This is a genomic window from Rahnella sp. BCC 1045 (assembly GCF_019049615.1).
In the GTDB taxonomy this organism is placed as follows: Bacteria; Pseudomonadota; Gammaproteobacteria; order Enterobacterales; family Enterobacteriaceae; genus Rahnella; species Rahnella contaminans.
The window spans coordinates 1-19,662 of record NZ_JAFMOZ010000110.1 but is presented as its reverse complement, the minus strand read 5'-3'; the positions used below and the strand labels follow the sequence as shown (position 1 = coordinate 19,662).

Here is a 19,662-nt window from a genome sequence, read left to right as displayed (position 1 = left end):
CGTAATCAGCGCCCCATCGCCGGGCGCTTGCGATCGAATTTCCAGCCGGGGATCAGATACTGCATTGCAACGGCATCGTTGCGGGCGCCGGTCGGCAGTTTTCTGTGCAGTTCGTGAGCGCGGTGGATCTGATCCATATCGATCTCAATCCCTAACCCCGGTTTCTCAGGCACTTTGATTTTTCCGTTGACGATTTGCAGCGGCTCTTTGGTCAGGCGCTGATTGCCTTCCTGCCAGATCCAGTGCGTATCGATCGCCGTCGGTTTACCCGGCACAGCCGCGCCAACGTGGGTAAACATCGCCAGAGAAATATCGAAATGGTTGTTAGAATGGCAGCCCCAGGTCAGCCCCCACTCATCGCACAGCTGCGCCACGCGTACCGCGCCGTGCATGGTCCAGAAATGCGGATCCGCCAGCGGAATATCGACGGACTGCAACATCACGGCGTGCTGCATCTCGCGCCAGTTGGTGGCAATCATATTGGTGGCGACCGGCAAACCGGTGGCGCGGCGGAACTCGGCCATCACTTCGCGGCCTGAAAAACCCTGCTCCGCGCCGCACGGATCTTCCGCATAGCTGAGGATCCCGTGCAGGTTTTTACATAAATCAATCGCTTCATCGAGCAGCCACGCGCCGTTCGGATCGACGGTAATCCGCGCATCCGGGAAACGTTTTGCCAGCGCTTTCACTGCGTCGATTTCCTGCTCACCCGGCAGTACACCGCCTTTGAGTTTGAAATCTTTAAAGCCGTAGCGATCCTGTGCGGCTTCCGCCAGCTGCACCACGGCGTCGCTGTTCATCGCTTTCTGGTGACGCAGGTGATACCAGTCGTGAACACCACGCGCCCCTTCCTGATACGGCAAATCTGTTTTCTGACGGTCGCCGATATAGAAGAGATAACCGAGCACCGTCACTTCGTCGCGCTGTTTGCCCGGCCCGAGCAGCTCGCACACCGGCACGCCGAGGAATTTGCCCATCAGATCCAGCAGCGCGGCTTCCAGCGCCGCAACCGCGTTCACGCGCAGTTCAAACGTCCACGCGCCTTTACCAAATGAATCGAAATCCGACGACTGATTACCCACGTGAATCTGATGCACCAGCCGGTTCATCCGCGCTACTTCCTGGCCTTTGACCTGCGCGATGGCTTCCACCAGCGTGTTGTAAATCACTTCGCCACCCGGCGCTTCGCCCACGCCGGTGTTCCCGGCGCTGTCCGTCAGAATCACGATGTTACGGGTGAAGTAAGCGCCATGTGCGCCACCGATGTTCATCAGCATGCTGTCGTGCCCGGCCACAGGAATAACCTGCATATCAGTAATGACCGGAGAAGATTGCGTACTCATCGTGATGCTCCTTTTTTTACGCTGGCAGAGACGAGAGGTTTCAGCTGGATACGTTCAATTTTGCCGACAATAAAGACATAGCTGATGACGGCGAGCAGTGCGTGGATCCCGACGAAAATCAGTGCGCCGTTAAACGAACCGGTGGTACCGATAATGTAGCCGACCGCAATCGGGGTGATGATGCCGGAAACGTTACCGAACATGTTGAACAGCCCGCCGCTCAGCCCGCTGATTTCTTTCGGTGCGGTATCGGCCATTACCGCCCAGCCCAGCGCGCCCAGCCCTTTGCCGAAGAAGGCGAACGCCATAATCCCGACAACCATCCATTCGGTGTCAACATAGTTACAGACAATCATCGACATCGACAGCAGCATGCCGATGACGATCGGCGCTTTACGTGAAAGCGTCAGGTTGTTGGTTCTGCGCATCAGCCAGTCGGATATAATCCCGCCCAACACGCCGCCGAGGAAGCCGCAAATGGCCGGAACCGACGCCACCATGCCCGCTTTAAGAATGGACATTCCGCGTGCCTGAACCAGATAAACAGGGAACCAGGTGATGAAGAAGTAGGTCAGCGCATTGATGCAATACTGGCCGATATAGATGCCGATCATCATGCGCGATTTCATTAACTGTTTGAGCTGTGAGGCTTTCTCGCCTTTGACTTTCGCCTTTTTAGTGACTTTCTGATCCATATTGATCAGCGCACCACCGGCTTCCATGTAGTCGAGTTCGGCCTGATTGACGCCCGGATGATCTTTCGGATCGTGGATCACTTTCAGCCAGATGAAGCTCAGGATGATCCCCAGCCCACCCATGAAGAAGAAAACATGTGACCAGCCTACGGCCTGTGTCAGCCAGCCCATAATCGGGGCAAAAATCACGGTAGCGAAATACTGTGCGGAGTTAAAAATCGAAACCGCTGTTCCACGTTCCTGCGCCGGGAACCATGCCGCAACAATCCGGCTGTTGCCCGGGAAAGAAGGCGCTTCAGCCAGCCCGACCAGGAAACGTAATACGAAGAGGGAAACTACGATGCCGAAGCCGCTGAATATATCTACAAACCCTTGCAGCAACGTGAATAATGACCAGATGAAAATACTGTAGAAGTAAACTTTTTTGGAGCCGAATTTATCCAGTAACCAGCCACCGGGTATTTGTCCGATAACATAGGCCCAGGAAAATGCCGAAAATATATAACCCATCCCGACAGAATCGAGACCGATATCTTTCGCCATTGCCGACCCGGCAATAGATAACGTTGCGCGGTCGCCGTAATTAAATGATGTGACGATAAATAACATCACCACGATCCAGTAGCGCGCATTAGTTCTTTTTTTCACGGCACTGGCTGATGAAACGATTGTTTCCATGATGTTCTCCGGAATTGAGAGTGATGCAAATACCCCAAGGTATAAGTCATTCCAGCCAGCCACAGAACTGTAGGGTTCAGAGAGGAAGGAAGAATGCCAGTATAAGAACAACCGGAAACCAACTCATTAGGCAAAGTGACAAGCATGGAAAGCGCTTTGCATTTATCTTGAGGCGAATGCCCAGTACCATGCGAGTCAGTTCACGAAAAGAGAATGGCTTGTGATTGACGTCACGTTTAATTAAATACGGCAATTTCGTCCTGAAAATATCCGATAAAGAAATACTTTCAGGACGTACAGATTAATTAAACCTGATCGTTATCTAATTGAAGTGCCACATACAACAACAGACGATCGTCAAAATTCCCCAGATCCAAACCGGTTAATTCCGAAATACGGTTTAATCGATATTCCAGCGTATTACGGTGAATATAAAGTGCCTTAGACGTTGCCGTTGGTTGCACATTATTATGGAACCACGACGCCAGTGTACGGCGCAGTAATCCGTTGCCGTCGGTGGCCTTCAGACGCGCCAGCGGCCGCACCAGTTCATCGGCCTGCCAGCCGCCGCGTAGGCTGTCGAGCAGCACCGGCAAAATCAGATCCTGATAAAAGTAGCAACGCTGTTCGGGCATACGCTGTTTGCCGACGGTCATGGTGGTTCGCGCGGTGCGATACGATCGGGCAATACTGCCGGGACCGCTGAAGAAGTTGCCGAGGGAAATACGGACGCGCAGACGACCTGTTTCGGTCATGCGCGACAACAGATGATCGATTCGCTGCCGGTGACCGTCCGGATCCCAGCGATCGTAGCTGTTCAGCGCTGGTTTCAGCACCACCATTTCGGTGAGCGAAACAATCGCGATCAGGTTATCGCGCTCCGGCGTGGTCAGTAAGGTTTGCAGCTGTTGCAGCTCCGCCATCGCGGAATCCACGCCGAGCTGACCGCTGTCGACTTCAACCACCGCCGCCACGCGCGGGCGGTTCAGGTCAATGCCCAGACGCTGCGCCCATTCCATTAATGCCGGAGAAAGTTCATCCACGCGGATCAGGTTCAGCACCAGTTCTTCGCGCAAACGGCTGTCCTGTGCGAGCATATGTAACAAACGCGCCTGCTCAAGCATCATTTCGGCGGTCATACAAACCAGCTCGCCGTACTGACGCAGCTGTGACGGATTGCCGGTCAGTCCAATCACGCCGACAATCTGGCCATCTATGCGCAGCGGCAGATTGATACCCGGACGCACTCCGTGCAAATGCCGTGCAACACCTTCATCGATATCGACAATACGCTCCTGCGAAATGGACAACAGCGCACCTTCGTGCAATTCGCCAAGACGCTGATCGTCGCCGCTACCGATTATTCTTCCCCGTCCATCCATGACATTCACATTACTATCAATGATTTGCATTGTTCGGGCAACAATCTGTTGCGCCAGCTTTGCATCGAGATGATACGCTGACATGATCCCCTGCCTTGCCTGTTTTATCGTTGTCAGACCAGCATACCCAGCGGCTTACTCCGACACATTATGCAAATGCCCAAAGAGCGAAAGCACCTATTGAAGTTGCGGGTAAGGTCACATTTTTAAGCAAATGCCCAAGAAAATTCAGGCGCGGATCGGGAGAAAAATGCATAAAAAAAGGCACGCCGTAGCGTGCCTTGTGAGGTCTGCCTGCGGATTATTGCGCCAGCAGGTAGATTGAAGAGTCACCACGCTGAATATCCAGCGCCAGTACAGACGGCTTGGTATCCAGAATTTTACGCAGCTCGCCTAAGTTAGCGACTTTCTGCTGGTTCACGCCCAGGATCACGTCGCCTTTTTTCAGGCCAATGTTCGCGGCTTTTGAACCCGGTTTCACTTCGTCAACTTTCACGCCTTTCTGGTCGCCCGCGGTGCCATTGCTCAGCTCAGCACCTTCAATGCCGGTGAAAATGTTGCCGGATTCAACTTTAGGCGTTTGCGTACTTTGCTCAATCGTTACGTCAACATTCATCGGTTTCCCTTCGCGCAGCAGACCCAGCGTCACTTTGGTGCCGATTGGCATGGTGCCGATATCCGCACGGAACGACGCGAAGCTGCTGATTGGCTTGCCGTTCATGCTCAGGATAACGTCGCCCGCTTTGATGCCCGCTTTTTCTGCGGCAGATTTCGGCATGACCTGACTGATGAACGCGCCACGCTGTGCGTCCACTTTCATCGCTTTCGCCAGCTCGGAGTTCAGCTCGGTGCCCATGATGCCCAGTTCACCACGTTTCACCTGGCCGAATTCGATCATCTGTTTGGACAGGTTTTTCACCATGTTACTTGGGATCGCAAAACCGATACCGATATTGCCGCCGTCCGGTGCCAGGATCGCCGTGTTCAGACCAATCAGTTCACCGTTCAGATTCACCAACGCGCCGCCGGAGTTACCGCGGTTGATCGCCGCATCCGTCTGGATGAAGTTTTCATAGTTTTCGATGTTCAGGCCAGAACGTCCGAGCGCAGACACGATACCGGATGTCACGGTTTCGCCCAGACCATACGGGTTACCGATCGCCACGGTGTAGTCACCCACGCGCAGCTGCTCGGAATCGGCGATTTTAATCGCGGTCAGGTTTTTGGCGTTTTGCAGCTGAATAACCGCGATGTCAGAACGTGGATCTTTACCGATCACTTTCGCATCGAACTTACGGCCATCGTTCAGCTGTACGCTGATTTTTGTCGCGTTATCAACAACGTGGTTGTTGGTCACAACATAACCTTTATCCGCATCAATAATCACACCGGAACCCAGCGCACGGAAATCTTCTTTCTGTTCAGGAGCGGGTTGTCCGTCCTGACCGCCGCCCTGGCAAACCGGGGAGCCCTGGAACGGCGAACCGTCCTGGCACAGCGGAGAGTTCTGACCAAAGAATTGCTGGAACTGCTGGCCCATGCGTGGTGTTTTCACCGGCGCGCTGCCTTCCACGTTCACACTCACTACGGACGGCATGACTTTTTCAAGCATCGGTGCCAGGCTTGGCAGCTGTGTGGTGCTCGAAGATGCGGTTTCGGCAGCCAGAGCAGACGAAACAGGGGCCATTGCCATACCAACACTTAACGCTAAAGCGCTGAGGAATAAAGTCGATTTTTTCATTTTTCAGGATCTCTTAAAATTATTGTGGCAACCAAAATAGTCGCGTTGCTTGGTAGTCGTGATACTGAGATGGTATTAATAGCGTGAAGTTCATCAGGGTCATACTGACAATGGTAAAAAAGTATTGTCATTATTTACAAATGGCGCTTTTTCGGACAGTTTCGTAAAGAAAATAAAAGACGTTAAAATCTGTCTTTTTAAAACAAATTACTCCGCCGCCATCAGACGTCGATATTCGTCGTACGCATAAAGGTCTGTCATGCCGCTGATATAATCCTGAATCATTCTCGCCCGGTAATAGAACTCCTGCGCGGAAAATTCCGAAACGCCTGCGCCTTCGAGCGCCACGACGGCATTGTTATACGCCAGACGGTGTTTGGCAGAAATCTTATGCAACAGACGGGTTTCTATAGGATATTTCCTGTGCGTATCCTCCTCAACCAGCTGGCTAAAATCAGACAATGGCATATCCAGCAACGGGCTGTAAATATCCAGTAATCCGCTGATCACCCGATAGCCTTGTAATTCCAGCTCCTCGACTTCAGGATGGTTGAATACCTGTTTGAATGCGACGGATTTATAAATTTCTAACAAACGGTTCGCCTGGCTGTCGTCTTCGAGCAGCGCGTGATTAAAGGTTCCCTGATAAACATCTTCTATATTATCAATGAATCTGCGCGCTGCATGAGGCACCAGCTGTTTAACCGTCTGAACGCGAAGTTCCATAAAGAAATAATCCACCGGATTACGGAATGTTTTCGCTTTATCCATTTTTTCATAGGCGGTGCGAACCACTTTATCGAAGATGTCATTCTTCTCAATGTCGCCCCATTCACGCATCAGATATTTATAGAGTTCTTCGACGCTGAAAATATTTTTCTCAACCGCATCTTCCAGATCGGCGATGCAGTAAGAAATATCGTCCGCCGCTTCCATAATGTAGGTCAGCGGGAAACGGTTGAACTCCCCTAATCCGAGTTCGCTACGCAGCTCTTTGATGAACGTTTCTTCGGCCAGATAAAAACCGGGCTTTTTCATCAGATAATCGTGCGAAGGCAGGCGGTTCATTGAGTACGCCGGACGGGTATATTTCAGGATGCAGGCGGTCTGGCTGTAGGTCAGATTGAGTTTGAGCAACGTAAATACCAGGCGAATGGCCTGCGCGTTGCCTTCAAAATTACTGAGGTCATAACGAATTTTACTGCGCAACTGATTCAGCTCCGCCTCGTCCGGCGTCAGCCGCAAACAGGCCACCAGACAGGAATCGGTTTCCGGCGGCGTTTCGCCACAGCTTTCGATATCCATGCGCTTTTTGAACCAGTTATTAATTGCCGACTCGCCGAAATGCCCGAAAGGCGGATTGCCGATGTCGTGCATCAGGCAGGCCATTTCAACTACGCTTTCGAACGGATCGGTCACGTCGTCCAGCCCGTAAACCTCGAGCTTGCCCTGACGGCGCAGGCGGTGCAGGATTTCTTTCGCAATGTGGCGGCCCACCTGCTGAACTTCGAGGGAATGCGTCAGGCGGCTGCGGACGGCGGCATTTTTCTCCAGCGGGAAGACTTGTGTTTTTTGTTGCAGACGGCGGATGGCGGCAGAATTGATAATACGTCCCCGGTCGCTCTCAAACTGCCGGACGACATCATATGCATCCCGCGCCTCAATCGGGGCGCTAAACGGGCGCTGAAAATTGAATTTCGCTTTAAAATCGATCCCGGACATGATTTCCCACCTTTTCAGCCACTCACGCGCCCGGCCAGCCCGCGTTTTGCGTAACAAAACCCACGGCCCAAACGCATTATCTCTTCCCTTTAGCCATGATAGACTATCGCACATTGTTTTCGTTATTAAACCGTCAATTCCGCACCTGCTGCGGTTCATTTCACCCCAATCTGCGAGTATTTATATGAAAGTAGGCATTATTGGCGCAATGGAGCAGGAAGTGACCCTGCTGCGCGACAAAATCATCAACCGTCAGACTATCGAGCGTGCTGGCTGCGAAATCTACACCGGTCAGCTGAACGGTGTGGACGTCGCGCTGCTGAAATCAGGCATCGGTAAAGTGTCTGCGGCGATGGGTACGACGCTGCTGCTGGAACATTGCCGCCCGGATGTGGTGATCAATACCGGTTCTGCCGGTGGTCTGGCGAAAACGCTGAAAGTCGGCGATATCGTGGTTTCCGATGAAGTTCGCTACCACGACGCGGATGTGACCGCATTTGGTTATGAACCGGGTCAGATGGCGGGTTGCCCGGCAGCTTTCGTGGCAGCCCCTTTCCTGATCGAACTGGCTGAAACCTGTATCCGCGAGCTGGACCTGAACGCCGTGCGCGGTCTGGTGTGCAGCGGTGACGCATTCATCAACGGTGCCGCGCCTCTGGCCCGCATTCGTGCCACCTTCCCGAACGTCGCTGCCGTGGAAATGGAAGCTGCCGCAGTTGGCCATGTTTGCCATCTTTTCGACACGCCTTTCGTGGTTGTGCGTGCCATTTCTGACGTCGCAGACACCGAATCTCACCTGAGCTTTGAAGAGTTCCTGGTGGTTGCTGCACAGCAATCCACGCTGATGGTTGATGCCATGCTGAAAGCACTGGCGGCTTCCGAAGAGTGATGATGCGCCGGTTCTGTCTTTTGCTGATTTGCCTGTCGCTGCCCCTGATGGCGACAGCGGCACCGGCGCAGCGGGTGATCAGCCTCGCGCCTAATCTGACAGAACTGGCGTTTGCTGCGGGCATGGGCGATCAGTTGGTCGGAGTTAGTGCTTACTCCGACTTCCCGCCGCAGGCCAGCAAGCTTGAGCAGGTTGCGAACTGGCAGGGAATCAATGTCGAGCGCATTGTGACGCTAAAACCGGATCTGGTGCTCGCCTGGCGCGGCGGTAATCCGCAGCGTCCGCTTGATCAGCTCACGTCTCTGGGCATCAGGGTCATTTATCTCGATCCGCAGAATGCGCAAGATGTGGCAAAGGCGCTGGAACAGCTGGCAGCCTACAGCCCGGAGCCTGCAAAAGCTCAGCAGGCAGCCCGTGATTTTCGTCAGCAATGGCAGGCGCTGAAGCAAAAATATCACCGCGAAAAGCCGGTGCCGGCATTTATCCAGTTCGGCACTCAGCCGCTGTTTACCGCCTCATCCGCAACAATGCAAAGTGAAGTGCTGGAAGTGTGTGGCGCAAAAAACGTTTTCGCCGACAGCCGTGTTCCGTGGCCTCAGGTCAGCCGGGAGCAGGTTTTAAGCCGTCAGCCGCAGGTTATTGTTATATCGGGAGGAAAATCGCAAAAAGCCATCATTGAAGGCTACTGGCATTCCCTGCTCAATGCGCAGGTTATCGCACTCGAACCGGACTGGTTCAGCCGCGCGGGGCCACGTATTTTGCTGGCCGCTCAACAGCTCTGCCCTCAGCTTGCTGCTTTGCCTTAAAGGTGAATACTTACTAACAAAACGTCTTTCTGCCAAAATCTGTGCGTTGTCGCACTTTTCCGAATTGTTCTTTTATTAACCAAAATCAAGAATACAGCCCTGTCATCTGGTAACATGCCTGTCGTAGAATTATCCGGTTCGTGCACTTTCCCCGCTTGAACATTATCTCTTTGTTGTACAAACGAAATAATAAAAGTCACGCCAGAACGTTAAAATAACGTCACTAAAAGGCATGACTGGCATCCAAATCATAAGAATTTTGGATTAAAGGCCACGAAAACATTACCGATAACCTTCTCAGCCCCGGCTGATTTTATTGTGATTACACCAGCAGGAAAAAATATTAATGAAAGTACTCCTACTCAGCTTGCTGCTGGCTTTGAGCCCGCTGGTCGCGGTCGCGGGCATGACAAGTGGCGAGATCCACATCAGCCTGACCATTTTACCGACCTGCAAAGTGGATGTGGCGCACTCCGGCACGTCAGTTACCTGCGCCAGCCGCACCATGATGCAGCCTCACATCAGTGAAATGATGCTCGCTTCCGTTCCGGGCATCAGCACAGATTCCAAACTGGTCACGGTGGAATGGTAAGTGGCATGTGAATGCTTACTTACCTCAGCGTCCGCTATCAGCCATTAAAAAAGCCCGTCTGCATCAGCAAACGGGCTTTTTCTTTTAGGACGAAGGGGAATATCAGATGCTGAAGGAGGAACCGCAACCACATGTCGTCTTCGCGTTCGGGTTCGTCACCACGAAACGTGAGCCTTCCAGACCTTCGGTATAATCCACGGAGCCACCCACCAGATATTGCAGGCTCATCGGATCGACCACCAGCGCTACGCCTGATTTCTCAATGGTCATGTCGCCGTCGTTGATTTTGTCATCAAAGGTAAAACCGTACTGGAAACCGCTGCAACCACCACCGGTGATATAAACACGCAGTTTCAGGTTCGGGTTTTCTTCATCAGAAATCAGGTTCTTCACCTTCTTCGCTGCGTTTTCAGTAAACTGTAACGGCAACGCAGCAGTTTCATTCAACAATGCTTCGCTCATAATCTCTCGCTCCCAATCCGCATTTGTTCAGGCCGCCGGATTGACTGTCTGAATAATGTACTCATTATCTTATACCTGAGTTAATGCTTCAAGTATGGGGTGTTTTGGTCGCGCTGTCCTGACTAATGGTGCCTTTAGTCTCAGATTCTGCTTCCGCTTTTTCGGTATTTTCACTTTCCTGCCGTTGCAAGGTGCGGGTCAGAATGGCCGAATACAAGGGTTTACCCCCCAAAAACTGTGCCATCAGCGTTGCGCCGAGACAGGTAATAATCATCGGCAAAATGAGCTGATAGTTATCGGTCATTTCCAGCACCAGCACAATTCCGGTGAGCGGCGCACGTACACTGCCTGCAAATAACGCGCCCATTCCGGCAATTGCAAAGGTCGCGGGCTCAATGCCGTATTGCGGGAAAAAGTACATCGCCGCGGTGCCGAATGCGGTGCCCAGCAAAGTGCCGAGCGCTAACATCGGCGCGAAAATCCCGCCCGGCGCACCGGAGGCGAAGCACAGTAACGTGGTCGCAACGCGGACAACAAAGATAAACAGAAGCATCAGCAGGCTGTATTTGCCGGCCGCCGCCAGCGGGATCAGCGCAAAGCCGCCGCCTGCCGCTTCCGGCTGAACCAGCCCGAGCAACCCGCAAAAGCCGCCCAGAATACCGCCAATAATCAGGATTTTTTTCAGATTGCCGCCGTGAATGCGCGCAAACATATCCTGCGTACGGAAAATCAGCGCGTTAAAGCTGACGCCCACCACGCCAAAAACCATGCCTAACACCAGATACAGCCACAGCGTGTTGAGCGGTGCGTTCGCCAGTTTCCCGACTTCAATTACCGCGCCATCGCCGTTGAAAACACGAAAGACGATGCTCGACATAATCACGCCGATAAACACCGCTTTGATGGAAATCAGGCTGTACCGGAATTGCAGACGCATCTCTTCGAGAATGAACAGGATCCCCGCCAGCGGTGCGTTAAAAGCGGCCGAAAGCCCGGCCGCCGCGCCGGTTGCCAGCAAAGAATGGCGCGCTTCAGCGCTGCGCAGCCGGAAAATATCCACCATCATTTTCCCGACGTTTGCGCCCATCTGCACGGTCGGCCCTTCCCTGCCCAATACCATGCCTGCGCCGAGTGTGCCCATCCCGCCAAAAAACTTCACCGGGATAACGCGCCACCAGCGAACCGGCCGTAATTCTTCCAGCGCGCCTTCAATTTCAGGAATGCCGGAGCCGCCCGCTTCGGGCGCGAATTTGCGCACCAGGTAATAACCAAACATCGCCAGCACGGCGGAAACCACAAAGGTCAGCGGCCACAGCAGGATCCAGTAATCGCTGAAAAATCCCAAGCCGGTGAGGCGCAGGTGCATCACCCAGTTAACCGCTTTTTCGAACGCCACGCCGAGCAGTCCGGCGACGGTACCGGCCACCGCGGCGACCATCAAAATCGTGACCGGCGTTTTATCGCGGCGCAGAAAAAGGCGCAGCACTTCACTGCGCTTACGCGGACCGCGCAGGCGCGGATTATCTAAATGTTCAGAGCCTGATTCATTCATTTGGTGAAAGGTTATTTGGAAAGAGTTGTGAAAGATTGATGGATTTAATCATACAAAATGCCGGCCTGACAGGATCTGCAACAATATGCCGCACGGTTTACGGTTTGATAACGCCGCTCACTTCACTAGAATGGGCGCATCAACATTCTTATTACATACAGAACCCAGCAATTCAGGAGCCGAATAATGAGTAAGTCAGAAAGTCTGTTCACGCAGGCGCAAGCGCTAATCCCGGGCGGTGTTAACTCGCCGGTACGTGCCTTCTCCGGCGTCGGCGGCGTCCCCTTATTCATTGCGCGCGCAGACGGCGCGTTCCTGTTTGATGCCGATGGCAAAGCCTATATCGACTATGTTGGCTCGTGGGGCCCGATGGTGCTCGGCCACAACAACGCGGAAATCCGCAACGCGGTTATTGAAGCAGCGCAACGCGGCCTGAGTTTTGGCGCACCGACCGAAATGGAAGTCAAAATGGCCGAGCTGGTCACCGGGCTGGTGCCAAGCATGGACATGGTTCGCATGGTGAACTCCGGAACGGAAGCGACCATGAGCGCCATCCGTCTGGCGCGCGGCTTCACGCATCGCGATAAAATCGTCAAATTCGAAGGCTGCTATCACGGCCACGCCGACTGCCTGCTGGTGAAAGCCGGTTCCGGCGCGCTGACTCTCGGCCAGCCAAACTCTCCGGGTGTTCCGGCTGATTTCGCCAAACACACGCTGACCTGTACGTATAACGATCTGGATTCAGTGCGCGCCGCGTTCGAACAATATCCTGACGACATCGCCTGTATCATCGTTGAGCCGGTCGCGGGCAACATGAACTGCGTGCCGCCACTGCCGGAATTCCTGCCGGGCCTGCGTGCAATTTGTGATGAGTTCGGCGCACTGCTGATTATCGACGAAGTGATGACGGGTTTCCGCGTCGCGCTGGGCGGTGCTCAGGAGTATTACGATGTGATGCCTGATCTGACGTGTCTGGGTAAAATCATCGGCGGCGGTATGCCGGTAGGCGCGTTTGGTGGTCGTCGCGATGTGATGGAAGCGCTGGCACCGACCGGGCCGGTGTACCAGGCGGGTACGCTTTCCGGCAACCCGATTGCGATGGCCGCCGGTATCGCCTGCCTGACGCAGGTGGCACAACCGGGCGTGCATCAGACCCTGACCGAACGCACCACGCAGCTGGCTGAAGGTTTACGTGAAGCCGCAGCAGAAGAGAACATTCCGTTCGTGGTGAACCACGTCGGCGGCATGTTTGGCCTGTTCTTTACCGATGCCAAAACCGTCACCAGCTATCAGGACGTGATGAAATGCGACGTTGAGCGTTTCAAAAAATTCTTCCACATGATGCTGGAAGAAGGCATTTATCTGGCACCTTCCGCGTTCGAAGCGGGCTTCATGTCTCTGGCCCACACGCAGGAAGACATTCAGCGCACCATCGACGCCGCGCGCCGCTGTTTCGCTAAGCTTTAAGCCGCTCTATCCGGCAGAAAGCAAAAAGGGGCCATCTGGCCCCTTTTCTATTGGCAAACACGTTAACTCGCCTGCTTTCTCAGCAGATAGATAAAGTACGGCGCGCCGATGAAGGTCGCGAGCAAACCGGCGGGGATCTGGTTTGGGAAGATCACCATACGGCCACACCAGTCCGCGAAGACCATCAGCAGACCGCCGAGAATACTCGCCACCATCCACTGAGGAACGGCGCGGCGGAATCCCATCATGCGCGCCATATGCGGTGCCATCAGCCCGACAAAACTCAGCGGCCCGACGGTCAGCGTTGCGGCCGCCGTCATCACGGCGGCCAGCAGCAGGATCGCCACACGCGTTGGCGTCAGCGCCAGCCCGACGGATTTCGCGGTCACGCTGCCGAGCGGCAATATGTTTATCCAGCGACGGCAGAACGGCACGATGACCATCAGCACGGCGGCCAGCGCCAGCGTTCGCCACGCCATCGGCGCAGTCACTGAATAGGTCGAACCTGAAAGCCAGGTCAGCAAACCGCCCATACGCGGATCGCCGCTGGCCAGCAGCAGTGTCATCAGCGTGGTGAAAGCGGTACTCAACGCAATGCCGGTCAGCAACATCCGTTCCGCCGAGAAACTGCGCAGGCCGGAGGCGACCATAATCACCAGCAACGTTAACGCCGCACCGGCACTGCCCGCAGGCAGCAACCACACAAACGCATCGCCGGGAACGATAAACATCATCACCACGACGCCGGTCGCCGCACCGGAGCTGATCCCCAGCACTTCCGGGCTCGCCATCGCGTTACCGGTCAGTTTCTGAATCAGCACGCCGGAAGATGCCAGCATAATCCCTGCCGCCAGCGCCGCCAGTACGCGCGGTAAACGCCACGGCAGCAACGCCTGCAAATCTGCGCCCGTCGCCCAGCTCCAGCCTGTCGCATTACGCCCGACCATAAGCGCTATCACCAGCCCGGCGAGAAGCACCAGTAAAGCCAGCACAACCCAACGCACCAGATGGTGACGTTCATTGGGCACATTGTCGCCCTGATTCATCGGCGGCGGCGTCATGCTGTTTCGCAGACGCGGCAGCAGCCACAGCAGCAGCGGCGCACCGACTAACGCGGTCGCGGCACCGGTCGGGATTTCCATCCAGATTTGCGTCACGTACTGCATCACCTGATCGGTGAACCACAGCAGCAATGCGCCAATCAGCGGAGCCATCACCAGACGCGCAGTCAGGCGACGTGCGCCGAGCATTTTTGCCAGAAGCGGCGCAAACAGGCCGATAAAACCGATTATCCCGACGGCGTTGACCAGCTGCGCACTCATCAGGATCGCCAGCGCCAGCACTGCCAGACGCGCCGCCGACAAGCCTAAACCCAGGTTTTTCGCGACGCCGTCATCCAGCCCGAGCAGCGTCATCGGGCGCTGCAACAGGAAGGCCAGCAGCCAGACGATAATCACGCGCGGCAGTAAAAACGTCGCGACATCCCAGTCCTGCTGCGTCAGCGAACCGCTGCTCCACATATACAGGCTTTGCAGGCTCTGATAGTTGAAGATTCCGAGCAGGCCATTCACCGCCCCGCAATACAAACCGAGTACCAGCCCCGCGAGGATCAGCGTCACCGGCGACATGCGTTTGCCCCAGGCGATCCCGAACACCAGTCCGCCGATCACCACCGCTCCAGTCATCGCGGCAAACTGCTGCGTAATCATGCCGCCCGGCAACGCCCAGAGAGTGGCGATCGTCAGGCCGAGCTGTGCGCCCGCCGAAACCCCCAGCGTCGCGGGTTCGGCCAGCGGATTACGTAATACCTGCTGGAACAGTAAACCGACCAGCCCCAGACCGGCACCGGCGAGCAGCGCGACGGCAATGCGCGGCAGTGAGCTGTAATGGAAAAGCATCTGCTGAACATCATCGATGTCCGGCTGCCAGAGCGCGCCGCGCCATAAGTGATAAGGCAATTGCTGGTGCAGGTTGTAGATGCTGAGCGCACCGGCCGCCAGCGCCAGAACCAAAAGTAGGATCAGCGAAACGCTGAGTGAACGGCAGTTCATACCGGTTTCCCCAGTGTGCTGTTCAGGATTTTACAAAAATGCATGGCGCTGAACGTCGCGCCGTAGAACCAGACGGCGGGGACAACGCTGAACTGATTAGCACGCACGAATGGCATTGATTTCCACAGCGGCGTTTTGGCAACCGCGTCCATGATGTCAGCGCTGCCGTGATCAAAACACAGCACGCGGGCATTTTTAATGCGGGTCAGGCGCTCAACGCCCACTGACACACTGCCCCAGAAGCTGCCTTCTCCGCTCCACGCGTTGGTCAGCCCGACATCGCCCATGATTTCATGGAACATGCTGCCCTGACCAAACACCAGAACGTGGCGCGGGTCGATAAAGGTCATCAGCAGAACCGGTTGCTGCGCGACCGGTTTCATCAGCTCACGCGTTTTCGCAATGGCGTCGTTATACACCCGCAAATGTTCTTCGGCGCGCTCCTGCAAACCGAGCGTATCCGCCAGTTTATGCAGCGATTTGATCGCCAGTTGCATCGGCTTCGCGCTGCCGTCATTGGCTTTCACACCCAGCACCGGCGCGATGGTTTCCAGCTGTTGGGTATCCGGACCATAACCTTGCGTTATCAGCAACAAAGAAGGTTTCAGTTGCTGGATAAGTTCCATGTTGGGTTCGGTGCGCTGGCCGACATCGATAACGCCGGGCGCCAGCGGCGGTTCTGCCACCCACAGGTTGTAATTGGGAATATCAGCAATCGCCAGCGGCATCACGCCAAGCGCAATCAGCAGCTCGGTAGGTAACCATTCGAGGGTAACAATGCGGCTCAGATCAGGGCGCGAGGCAGACAGCGCTGGCAGGGAAGTCAGTAACGGGGACAGCGCCATCATCTGTAAAAGACGACGGCGCGTCAGCCCTGAATAACGTTGAATATCAGACATATCAGTAAACGAAGCTTACCGGCGCACCGCCCGCAGGATGCGGAAGAATGCCCATCGGAATACCATAAATTTGTTCGAGAACGTCACCGCGCATCATGTCTTCCGGCGCGCCCTGCGCGATCATCTCACCGCCGCGCAATGCCATCAGTTCATCGCAATAACGCGCCGCCATATTCAGATCATGCAATACCGCGATCACGGTTAAGCCTTTCTCACGGCTCAGGCGCTGGATCAACGCCAGCACATCTTTCTGATGCGCGATATCCAGCGCGGAAGTCGGTTCGTCGAGCAACAGGCAACGGCTGTCCTGTGCGACCATCATCGCCAGCCACGCACGCTGACGCTCGCCGCCCGAGAGGCTGTCGACCAGGCGCTGGGCGAACGGTTTCAGGCCCACCAGCGCAATGGCTTCTTCGACTTTTTCTTTGTCCTGATGTTTAAAACGCCCCAGCGCGCCGTGCCACGGATAGCGGCCAATCGCCACCAGTTCCTGCACCGTCATGCCTTCTGCGGCCGGAAGTTGCTGCGGCAGATACGCAACCTGACGCGCAAACGCTTTGCTGTCCCACTGGGCCAGCGGCGTTTCATTCAGATAAATCGTTCCGGACGTCGCCGGCTGATGCCGTCCCAGCATTTTTAACAACGTTGATTTCCCGGAGCCGTTATGGCCAATCAGCCCGCACACTTTCCCCTGCGGGAAGGTCAGAGACAGCGGCGCGAGCAACGTTCGCCCCGGCACTGAAAAGCTGACTTCTTGCAGGCGAAAGACGCTGTCAGGCAGCGATGAAGACGGGTGTACGTTGTTATCAGGCATAAGATTTTCTACGTGGCGTCTGGAAGTGAATTGGAAACGGGCACGACCAGCGTGCCCGGATTTAACTTCTTAAAACTTTTAGAAACGGAAGGTGGCTGTTGCCACAACCTGACGATCTGAACCCCAGTAACAGGCGTAATCGCGGTAGCAGCTGGCAACGTACTCACGATCCAGCAAGTTGTTGATGTTCACGCCCACGGAAGAACCCGGCAGGCCGAAACGACCCAGATCGTATTTCACCGTTGCATCCACCAGTGTGTATGAAGAGACATTGAATGCTTCATTCGCTTTGTCTGCATTTACACCGTTCGTTGTGTAGAAGCTGGAGCTGGCCCCGACATAACGCACACCGGAGCCTACGGTCAGGCCGCTGAGAGCCGTTTCGTGGAAGGTGTAATCCGCCCACAGAGACGCCATATTTGCCGGTACTTCAACAGGGCGTTTGCCTTCGAAAGTGGTGTCATGCGTGTACTTGGCATCAGTGTAGGTATAAGACGCCGTCACGTTAATGTTAGCGTTAATCGCAGCTTTGGCTTCGAGTTCAACACCACGCGAACGTATTTCACCAGACTGAACGCTAAAGGCAGCATCAGCAGGGTTGGCAGTCAGGTTTTTGTCTTTTGTCAGCTGGTATACCGCCGCGGTCAGGCTGATCGGACGATCGTTCGGGATGTATTTGATCCCGGCTTCGTACTGTTTGCCCATTGAAGGATCGAACGGTTTCCCTTCTTTGGTCGCGCCGGCAGTCGGTTCAAAGGATTCGCTGTAGCTGAAGTACGGAGAAATACCGTTGTCAAACAGGTAGTTCAGACCGCCGCGCCAGGTAAACTGCTCGTCGTTGATCTGCGCAGAAGTGTTCGTTGTGCGGGTAAAGGTTGAGCTTTTCGCGAAATCGTAACGACCGCCGAGGGTCAGGATCCACTTGTTCCATTCCGCCTGATCCTGCACGTACAGGCCCGTTTGTTCCTGACGGTTGAGGATCTCATACGGGAAGTACAGCGAGACATTGCCGTTACCGTACTGCGGATTGGCCAGATTCAGATTACTTGCGCTGCCGTAATCCGCATCAATATCGTTACGCATACGCATGTAATCGACGCCTGCCAGCACGGTGTGATCAACATCACCGGTACCGAATTTAGCTTGTGCCTGCGTATCAACATCAAAGTTCGCCAGCTTCTCTTTGGACTGAACATAGCTGCGCGTAATGTTGCCGTTGCCGAGGTAGCCGAAGCCGTAAACCGATTTATATTCCGTATCGAGTTTGGTGTAACGCAGGTTCTGGCGAACTGTCCAGGTATCATCAAACTGGTGCGCAAAGCTGTAACCGACCATTTTCTGATTACGGGACATGCGGTTACCCGCTTCGCCTTCGTTGAAATCTGTCGGCAGTTTATGCGCTTTACCGTTGGCGTCGTAATACGGCACAACGGTGCCTTCACGTGGCAACCATCCGTAGTAACCCGCATCCGGATCGTTCTGGAAATTGCTCAGGAAGGTGAAATCAGTTTTATCATCAGGACGCCATGAGAAAGACGGAGCAATGGAATAGCGTTTTTCTTTCGCCATTTCCTGCTGCGCATCCTGACTACGTGCCACACCGGTCAGACGGTAGGAATACACGCCCGCATCGTCGATGGCATCGCTGAAATCAAACCCGGTCTGGTACAGATTATCTGTACCCATTTTGAACTGTACTTCTTTGAGTGGTTCAGTGGTCGGGCGCTTGCTGACCATGCTGACAACGCCGCCCGGGTTGCTTTTACCGTACAAAACGGAAGACGGCCCGCGCAGCACTTCGACACGCTCAAGCATGTACGGATCCATCGACACTTCAGAATAGTTATCACCCTGAAGTTTGATACCGTCGAGATACTGGTTGGTATTCACAGAGGTGAAGCCACGGATTGCCATAGCATCGATGGTGTTGGAGCTACCACGGCTGGCGAAGACACCCGGCGTATAACCCAGCGCTTCTTTCACCGTCACAGGCTGCTTCATGTCCATTTCTTCACGGGTGACCACGGAAACAGACTGCGGGGTTTTCACCAGTGGCGTATCGGTTTTAGTCCCGGTCGCACTGTGTTTTGCCGCGATTGTTGCGGCCGGGCCCCATGCCGATTCCTGTGCGACATCAGCAGACGCAGAGCTGGTGACATTAATCGTATCTTCTTTTGCGGTTGCTGTGGTTGCTGCACCTGCGTAAAACGCGGTGGAGCCCAGAACGGCGGTAATGGTTAACGCGAGCGTCCGACGCTTAAATGCGCCTTTTTGGACTGAGTTTGAAAGCGAGCATTGAGAAGCCATTGCATTATCTCTGGAGTGGTAATGGGAATGTAAACGATAATTATTATTATGACCGTCGCATAATATGCGCATTGCGCGGGGCTCTGCAAGCCTATTTGACTCATAGATTGGCTGAATGAATAAAAAGTATCCCCATGTTAAGCATGGGTAAAAACGCCTATGAATTATACGGAATGAGTTGTGAAAGACCTGACGGGAATGTAAAACACGACGGGGAAATTTGAGTTAAGAATAACAATTAAAAAGGGCGCGATTTTCATCG

At 54.5% G+C, this 19,662-nt stretch carries 15 protein-coding genes; 4 read left to right on the top strand and 11 right to left on the bottom strand.

From position 1 onward, the window contains the following. Nucleotides 1-5: 5 nt before the first annotated feature. From J1782_RS06555 to dgt, 5 genes are all read right to left on the bottom strand, one after another. The gene (locus J1782_RS06555; RefSeq protein ID WP_165059067.1) at nt 6-1,343 is read right to left on the bottom strand and encodes an enolase C-terminal domain-like protein; all 1,338 of its coding nucleotides are present in this window, start codon (nt 1,341-1,343) and stop codon (nt 6-8) included. Beyond that, nucleotides 1,340-2,716 (bottom strand): MFS transporter, encoded by a 1,377-nt coding sequence (locus J1782_RS06550; protein ID WP_152327673.1) that lies wholly within the window; start codon nt 2,714-2,716, stop codon nt 1,340-1,342. The genes J1782_RS06555 and J1782_RS06550 overlap by 4 nt, the downstream gene beginning before the upstream one ends. Nucleotides 2,717-3,021: 305 nt before the next feature. Further along, nucleotides 3,022-4,182 carry a CdaR family transcriptional regulator gene (locus J1782_RS06545; protein ID WP_152327672.1) on the bottom strand — a complete coding sequence of 387 codons (1,161 nt, stop codon included), beginning with the start codon at nt 4,180-4,182 and terminating at the stop codon, nt 3,022-3,024. 217 nt (nt 4,183-4,399) lie between these two features. Further along, on the bottom strand, nt 4,400-5,839 hold the full coding sequence (degP, locus tag J1782_RS06540; protein WP_152327671.1) for a serine endoprotease DegP: 1,440 nt from the start codon (nt 5,837-5,839) through the stop codon (nt 4,400-4,402). A gap of 207 nt (nt 5,840-6,046) precedes the next feature. Then, nucleotides 6,047-7,561 (bottom strand): dGTPase, encoded by a 1,515-nt coding sequence (gene dgt, locus J1782_RS06535; protein ID WP_165059065.1) that lies wholly within the window; start codon nt 7,559-7,561, stop codon nt 6,047-6,049. A 184-nt stretch (nt 7,562-7,745) separates the two neighbouring features. Here dgt and mtnN point away from each other — a divergent pair, with 184 nt between their 5' ends. The 3 genes from mtnN (at nt 7,746) to J1782_RS06520 (ending at nt 9,848) form a co-directional block, all read left to right on the top strand. Further along, nucleotides 7,746-8,450, top strand: a complete 705-nt coding sequence (gene mtnN / locus J1782_RS06530; protein WP_152327669.1) for a 5'-methylthioadenosine/S-adenosylhomocysteine nucleosidase — start codon at nt 7,746-7,748, stop codon at nt 8,448-8,450. After that, nucleotides 8,450-9,256, top strand: coding sequence for a vitamin B12 ABC transporter substrate-binding protein BtuF (btuF, locus tag J1782_RS06525; RefSeq protein WP_165059063.1), 807 nt, complete (start codon nt 8,450-8,452; stop codon nt 9,254-9,256). The genes mtnN and btuF overlap by 1 nt, the downstream gene beginning before the upstream one ends. A gap of 346 nt (nt 9,257-9,602) precedes the next feature. Continuing rightward, nucleotides 9,603-9,848 carry a hypothetical protein gene (locus tag J1782_RS06520; protein ID WP_165059061.1) on the top strand — a complete coding sequence of 82 codons (246 nt, stop codon included), beginning with the start codon at nt 9,603-9,605 and terminating at the stop codon, nt 9,846-9,848. 102 nt (nt 9,849-9,950) lie between these two features. Here J1782_RS06520 and erpA read toward each other — a convergent pair whose 3' ends face one another. Further along, nucleotides 9,951-10,310 carry an iron-sulfur cluster insertion protein ErpA gene (gene erpA, locus J1782_RS06515; protein WP_369825840.1) on the bottom strand — a complete coding sequence of 120 codons (360 nt, stop codon included), beginning with the start codon at nt 10,308-10,310 and terminating at the stop codon, nt 9,951-9,953. A gap of 88 nt (nt 10,311-10,398) precedes the next feature. After that, nucleotides 10,399-11,862 (bottom strand): H(+)/Cl(-) exchange transporter ClcA, encoded by a 1,464-nt coding sequence (clcA, locus tag J1782_RS06510; protein ID WP_165059059.1) that lies wholly within the window; start codon nt 11,860-11,862, stop codon nt 10,399-10,401. 186 nt (nt 11,863-12,048) lie between these two features. Between clcA and hemL the strand changes: the two genes are divergently transcribed. Further along, a complete protein-coding gene (gene hemL, locus J1782_RS06505; protein WP_152327665.1) occupies nt 12,049-13,329 on the top strand; it encodes a glutamate-1-semialdehyde 2,1-aminomutase in 1,281 nt (426 codons plus the stop codon). Between the two features lie 62 nt (nt 13,330-13,391). On the opposite strand, the gene fhuB is transcribed toward hemL, so the two are convergent. The 4 genes from fhuB to fhuA form a co-directional block, all read right to left on the bottom strand. Continuing rightward, on the bottom strand, nt 13,392-15,380 hold the full coding sequence (gene fhuB / locus J1782_RS06500) for a Fe(3+)-hydroxamate ABC transporter permease FhuB (protein WP_217152684.1): 1,989 nt from the start codon (nt 15,378-15,380) through the stop codon (nt 13,392-13,394). Beyond that, entirely contained in the window at nt 15,377-16,279 is a 903-nt protein-coding gene (gene fhuD, locus J1782_RS06495; protein ID WP_152327663.1) for a Fe(3+)-hydroxamate ABC transporter substrate-binding protein FhuD, read from the bottom strand. Before fhuD ends, fhuB begins: the two co-directional genes overlap by 4 nt. Before the next feature lies 1 nt (nt 16,280). Further along, complete coding sequence (gene fhuC / locus J1782_RS06490; protein ID WP_195813762.1) at nt 16,281-17,093, bottom strand: Fe3+-hydroxamate ABC transporter ATP-binding protein FhuC; 813 nt, start codon at nt 17,091-17,093, stop codon at nt 16,281-16,283. Nucleotides 17,094-17,171: 78 nt separating this feature from the next. Next, entirely contained in the window at nt 17,172-19,400 is a 2,229-nt protein-coding gene (gene fhuA, locus J1782_RS06485) for a ferrichrome porin FhuA (RefSeq protein WP_217152683.1), read from the bottom strand. Between the last annotated feature and the right edge of the window lie 262 nt (nt 19,401-19,662).